Source organism: Clostridium punense, from assembly GCF_017874425.1.
GTDB classification, from domain to species: domain Bacteria; phylum Bacillota; class Clostridia; order Clostridiales; family Clostridiaceae; genus Clostridium_J; species Clostridium_J punense.
The window spans coordinates 22,100-28,099 of sequence record NZ_JAGGLL010000044.1; the positions used below are offsets into that span (position 1 = coordinate 22,100).

General features: G+C 31.8%; 5 protein-coding genes, 2 tRNA genes and 2 rRNA genes. All 9 read right to left on the minus strand.

Annotation, left to right across the window (positions count from 1 at the left end; all coding sequences use genetic code 11):
- Nucleotides 1–100 precede the first annotated feature (100 nt).
- A complete protein-coding gene (locus tag J2Z44_RS18785) occupies nucleotides 101–784 on the minus strand; it encodes a TraX family protein (RefSeq protein WP_209649934.1) in 684 nt (227 codons plus the stop codon).
- A 276-nt stretch (nucleotides 785–1,060) separates the two neighbouring features.
- Nucleotides 1,061–1,705, minus strand: a complete 645-nt coding sequence (locus tag J2Z44_RS18790) for a histidine phosphatase family protein (protein ID WP_342591526.1) — start codon at nucleotides 1,703–1,705, stop codon at nucleotides 1,061–1,063.
- Nucleotides 1,706–2,197: 492 nt separating this feature from the next.
- Entirely contained in the window at nucleotides 2,198–2,425 is a 228-nt protein-coding gene (locus J2Z44_RS18795; protein ID WP_021285605.1) for a hypothetical protein, read from the minus strand.
- Complete coding sequence (locus J2Z44_RS18800; RefSeq protein ID WP_021285604.1) at nucleotides 2,388–2,624, minus strand: hypothetical protein; 237 nt, start codon at nucleotides 2,622–2,624, stop codon at nucleotides 2,388–2,390. The genes J2Z44_RS18795 and J2Z44_RS18800 overlap by 38 nt, the downstream gene beginning before the upstream one ends.
- A 174-nt stretch (nucleotides 2,625–2,798) precedes the next feature.
- Entirely contained in the window at nucleotides 2,799–4,877 is a 2,079-nt protein-coding gene (gene fusA, locus J2Z44_RS18805) for an elongation factor G (RefSeq protein ID WP_021285603.1), read from the minus strand.
- 562 nt (nucleotides 4,878–5,439) lie between these two features.
- Nucleotides 5,440–5,514: transfer RNA gene (locus tag J2Z44_RS18810), tRNA-Asn, on the minus strand.
- A gap of 6 nt (nucleotides 5,515–5,520) precedes the next feature.
- Nucleotides 5,521–5,638, minus strand: a 5S ribosomal RNA gene (rrf, locus tag J2Z44_RS18815).
- Between the two features lie 20 nt (nucleotides 5,639–5,658).
- Nucleotides 5,659–5,733 (minus strand) — tRNA-Asn (locus J2Z44_RS18820).
- Between the two features lie 6 nt (nucleotides 5,734–5,739).
- A 5S ribosomal RNA gene (gene rrf, locus J2Z44_RS18825) occupies nucleotides 5,740–5,857 on the minus strand.
- Nucleotides 5,858–6,000: the final 143 nt, after the last annotated feature.

Below are 6,000 nucleotides of genomic sequence, written 5' to 3' on the forward strand. Positions count from 1 at the left end.
AATAACTATTCATAAAAAAAATCTTAAGGAAACCACTTTATGCTCATATAAGTGAAATTTGTACTTTGGCTCCCTATACCATAGAAAATCCAAATATTCGTTATGCAATAAATCTCTTAATCAAATACAATATAGTCAAGTGAACAGGATAGAAAGCATAAAATGCGTATTTTAATTTTCTACCTCTTTCTCCATTATAAAAGGCTATAAGTGCTAGTGCCATTAAACTTGTGCTTTGCATAAAAATCCTATAGCCATTTGGATAAGCTAAATATTTTAACATAGGCAAAACGTAAATAAAATTAAGTAGTACTAATGCCCCAACTAATTTTGGGAAACTCTTATCCTTAAACACCTTAAATATAATTATCATAAGTACACCATAGAAGTCATAATCAGTGTGAATTTGCTTAACAAATATGCAAATTGCTATAACTGCTAAAAGTTTAATAATTCTATCCTTCTTCTCATCTTCATAAAACTTATAATCTAATACGTATAATGCCATCAACCCTGCAAATAATGTGAAGAAAATATTAAAGGATTTAATTTTGAAGGCTAACATAAATGGGTATTGAGATATTAATGCAAATAAAAATAATCTAGTACTATACTTAGTTAAGTTTGAAGTTTTTGTATAACCCTCTACTAATAAAAATGAAAAAATGGGAAATGCTAATCTTCCAATTACTCTTAGTCCCCATAGTTTAGGAAAAAATATAGCTCCCACATGGTCAATTAGCATAATTACACAAGCTAAGACCTTAAGCCAAAAACTACTCATAAAAACCCCCCTCTAAAATGAAAAAGAATACATTCTTGTAGATAATATACAAGGTTGTATTCTAAATTATACCACTTATGTATAAAGTAGAATATAAAGTCACAAAAAGTTTCGAATTGTAAATAAAGTCCTTTCAGAGTTTTTACACTAATAATGAAACTTATATGTAGCTTATGTATATACTGACTTTAACATTTTAAAACTCATGAAAATAAATCCTATAAATATTTTACATAGCATTTTCTGCTTATAACATGAATTAATAATTAATTGGCTTTATTCATTATATTCCTTATAAGAGTATTCATGATGAGAAGCATCGCCATGAAGTATTACATTAAATTTATCATCTTCAAAGTCTATTACTGTAAGACTTGTTTGTTTAATGAAAGGTGGTTCCCAAATTGTTGAAGTTGGCTTATTATGTAGAGAATTCATCATTGCTTTTAAAGTCATTGTATGAGTAACTATAAGTACATTTTCATTAGGATGTGCGCTAACAATATCCTTAAGTATAGGTGCTACTCTATTAGTTAAATCTTCAAAGGTTTCTCCTTTAGATAAAGGCACATATAAATGTGGAGCATTCCAAAAATTATAATGTTGCTCTTCATTTAAGGCCTTAATTTCCTCTTGATTTAACCCTTCCCAAACCCCAAGGCCTATTTCTCTTAAGCCCTCATGTTTTATTATTTCAATTTCTCTACCTCCTCTAACAATCTCAGCTGTTTTAAAGGCTCTATTAGAAGGACTTGAGTAAATAGCATCTATCTTTTCATCTTGAATTCTATCCCTTAGCCATTCTGCTTGTTTAATACCTAAATCTGTTAGAGGAGAATCATTCCACCCTTGCATTCTGCCTTCTGTATTCCAAAGGGTTTCTCCATGTCTTGTAATATATAATCTTGTCAAACTTATCACTCCTTTAAATAGTCACCAAGCTCCTTTAGGTTACAAATATAACTTAAGATCAACCATCAAAATATTATTGAGTAAGAAGCTTTTCATTCATTAAAATTCAAGGACAATTATAATATAGATATTATTAATATGCAAATAACTTTTATTATCTTTTCATAGTTTCTAGGTTTATTTGTACTCATTATATAGGCTTCCACGGTAGAAAATTATCTTATTCAATATGAATTTCATGCTCAAAACCTCTTACTGGAACCAAGGTAGTGGTAATGTATAATTTAAGTATTGACTTCGGTTCTCTATAAAGAAGCCTTTTGAAAAATCTCGTATAGGAACAATGCCTATATGCTCCTGCTCCTTTAAAGAACCTATAAGTATTTATAATTTTACAGAGGCAATCTAAAATTTACTTATAACAAAGCTTTTCAAATTTTTTAAGTAAAAAACAAATTCTTTTATATAATAAAAAGAGCCATTAACTGTGGCTCTTAATAATTATTTTGTCAATTTATCTTCTATAGAACTCTCTGAATCTTCCACTGGGTGCATTTCTATACTTGGGAAAAATGGTCTAAACTCTGGTGAAATATCTGTATATAGGCCTAGTTCACTATCGACTCTTTTTAATTGGTGCAAATCAGATCCATAGGCTTGTTGAATAAGTCTTTCATCATTAAGATCAAACCTATTTCCTCTTATACGCTTGTATGTAGTATTTGCCATCTAAATCTCCTCCTCTTGAGACAACTGTAAATTTATCACTTTCTAAAATGCTGCATAATACCTTTGCATCCTCATCATTAACTGAATTTAGTATAATAGTGAAGTTGTCTTCTGGACCTACTATACCCATATAGTCATGAATGCTGCTGTAATCACTTAATTTTATCTCTCCTGATATATCCATCCTATAATCCGACATAATTGGCCCCCTTTATAGATTTAATATTATTTTTTCTATATTTAGGAATTTTATGCATGAAAAAAGTGCTAAGACCTAGCCTTAGCACTTTTTTATTGAATAAATCATAGATTATATTATTTATAGTCTTTGATTACTACAAACTCATATAGGTTTTACTTTACAAGCATAAAGCTATGCTTCCTTCTTAGTTTCTGCAATTATCCTATTGACTATATCTCCAGGCACTTCATCATACCTTTCAAATCTTGTTCTAAATATACCTCTAGCACCTGTTAAGCTTCTTAAGTCTGTAGCATAGTCATATAACTCTGATTGTGGTACTTCTCCTATAATCTTCTGCCCCTTTATTGCAGGTTCCATACCTAAAATTCTGCCCCTCTTTTTATTTATATCTGCAATAACATCACCCATGTAATCATCTGGCACTTCAACCTCTATATACATTACTGGTTCTAAAAGCACTGGCTGAGCTTCCTGCAATCCCTTCTTATAAGATAAAGATGCAGCTATCTTAAATGCCATTTCCGAAGAATCCACCGGATGAAAAGAACCATCATGAAGTGTAGCCTTAAGTCTTATTACTGGGTATCCTGCAAGGACGCCATGTTGTATGCACTCTCTTAATCCTTTTTCAACTGCAGGTATATACTGTCTAGGTACAACTCCACCAACTACGGCATCAACAAATTGTAATTCCTCTTCTCCGTCTCCTCTTGGCTCAAATTTAATCTTAACATCTCCATACTGACCATGTCCACCAGATTGCTTTTTATGCTTTCCTTGAACATCAGAAAATTTCTTAATAGTTTCCCTATACGGAGTCTTAGGTACTTGAAGGGAAACATCTGCTCCAAATTTATTTTTTAACTTACTTACTATAACATCAAGGTGAGTTGAACCTAACCCTGAAATTATAGTTTCAGCATTCTCCACATCTCTTGATACCGCAAAGGTTGGATCTTCTTCTAATAATTTAGTTAAACCATTTGATATTTTATCCTCATCACCTTTAGCCTTAGGTACTACTGCTCTTGAATATACTGGCAATGGGAAATCCATTCTTTCAAAAACTATTGGATTACTTTGTGTACATAAAGTATCTCCAGTATTAGTATATTGAAGCTTTGCTACTGCCCCAATGTCTCCTGCTTTAACTTCACTTGTTGGAATTTGTTGTTTTCCTTTTAGGAAATACATAGTTCCAAACTTCTCTTCCTTTTCTTTAGATGAATTATAAACAACAGTATCTGATTTAGCGACTCCTCTAATTACTCTAAACATTGAAAGTTTGCCTACAAATGGGTCAGCTATAGTTTTAAAAACTAAAGCAGCAAATGGGTCATTTTCATTAATCTTTACGTTAGTATATGCATCTGTTTTTAGGTCTTTAGCCATATAAAGATTTGTCTCTTTAGGTGATGGGAAACACTCAACTATGTCTTCAATTAAGGTATTAATTCCTACACCTGTTAGTGCAGAACCACAAATTATCGGAGCGATTTCTCCAGTTGAAGTGGCTTTTATTAATCCTTCATATATTTCCTCTTTTGACAATTCACCTTCACTAAAGTACTTATCTAATAAAGTTTCATCCGTTTCAGCTACTGCTTCCATTAGCATTTGCTTGCACTCTTCAACTTTATCCATTAATTCCTCTGGAACCTCAGCTTCTTCCATCTGACGTGTTTTGGGATTAAACAATCTAGCTCTATTTGAAATAATATTTATTATACCTTTGAAGTTATTTTCAGAACCTATAGGGTATTGGATGGGAACCACAGACGTACCGAACTTTTCTTTTAAGCTATCCAAAACTCTTTCAAAATTACTATTTTCTCTATCTAGCTTATTGATAAAAATTGTTCTTGGAAGCTTGTGTTCATTTGCATAATCCCAGGCTTTTTCAGTTCCAACTTCTATACCTGAAACACCACAAACAGTAATCATTGCAATATCAACAGCCTTTAACCCTTCTATCATTTCTCCTTCGAAATCAAAATAGCCTGGCATATCTACTAAGTTGATTTTAACACTTTTCCACTCGAAGTTAGCTACTGATGTAGAAATTGATACTTTTCTCTTCTTCTCCTCTGAATCATAGTCACTTATTGTAGTTCCATCTTCAATTTTTCCAAGCCTATCAGTCTGCCCTGTTTGATATAGCATTGCCTCCATAAGACTTGTTTTTCCTGCTCCACTATGTCCTATTATTCCAACATTTCTTAGATTGTTAACTTTATACTCTTTCATATGGTATACCTCCCATTTTTCATTGCATAATATCTAACACAATTATATATTCTATATTTTGCACAAATTTCCTTTAAATATTTTCAATATTTTTAATATTTAAAATATATTCATAATTATTTGATTTTTCGGAAACCCCACGTGAAAATATGTACATGCACATATACCTGAATTTTTACTTTTTTATTTTTCAGTTTATATTAACCTCTTACATATAAAAATTATATTTATAAATCTCGCACCTTATTACAATTATTTATCATGGAATATACATTTAATAGTTCTAAGTTTTATGATTTATTGAATAAACTTAAATGTTTTAAGAACTATTCAAGTTTACATGTAAAAGTTCATAGTGAATCAATAAATTTAAAATAATAGAAAAACCATGGGTAATAGAGAAATAAACCTAATTCTCTATTATCCATGGTCTTATTAATTTAATATTAATAATTATTTGTTTTATGCAAGATTCTTCCAATTTAGCAATTTATATTCATTGCACTTTTCATTAAAATAAAAAAACAGTTCATTCAGAACTGCATAAATTTACTATGTAAAATGGCTCCGTGGAGAGGATTCGAACCTCCAACCTATCGGTTAACAGCCGAGTGCTCCACCATTGAGCTACCACGGAACATTTACCTAGCGACCACCTACCCTCCCACAAAGTCTCCCTTGCAGTACTCTTGGCCGTTTAGAGCTTAACTTGCGTGTTCGGTATGGGAACGAGTGTATCTTCCAAACGCATCATCACTAGATTTACATTTATTTAATTAAATGGCTCCGTGGAGAGGATTCGAACCTCCAACCTATCGGTTAACAGCCGAGTGCTCCACCATTGAGCTACCACGGAACATTTACCTGGCGACCACCTACCCTCCCACAAAGTCTCCCTTGCAGTACTCTTGGCCGTTTAGAGCTTAACTTGCGTGTTCGGTATGGGAACGAGTGTATCTTCTAAACGCATCATCACCAGATTAAATTTTATATAACCTTCGCATTACTTCATTTCTTTATAATGCTAGATTCTATTAAAATTTAAAACAATATAATTTAATTATTATAATTGTTCTTTCAAAATTGCACAGTGAAATTATGTCTTAGGTCAAGCCCTCGACTT

Excerpts from the sequence above, each read along its gene's own strand:
- fusA (WP_021285603.1), bottom strand. The coding sequence starts at position 4,877 with ATGAAAGAGTATAAAGTTAACAATCTAAGAAATGTTGGAATAATAGGA.
- J2Z44_RS18785 (WP_209649934.1), bottom strand. The coding sequence starts at position 784 with ATGAGTAGTTTTTGGCTTAAGGTCTTAGCTTGTGTAATTATGCTAATT.
- J2Z44_RS18795 (WP_021285605.1), bottom strand. The coding sequence starts at position 2,425 with ATGGCAAATACTACATACAAGCGTATAAGAGGAAATAGGTTTGATCTT.
- J2Z44_RS18800 (WP_021285604.1), bottom strand. The coding sequence starts at position 2,624 with ATGTCGGATTATAGGATGGATATATCAGGAGAGATAAAATTAAGTGAT.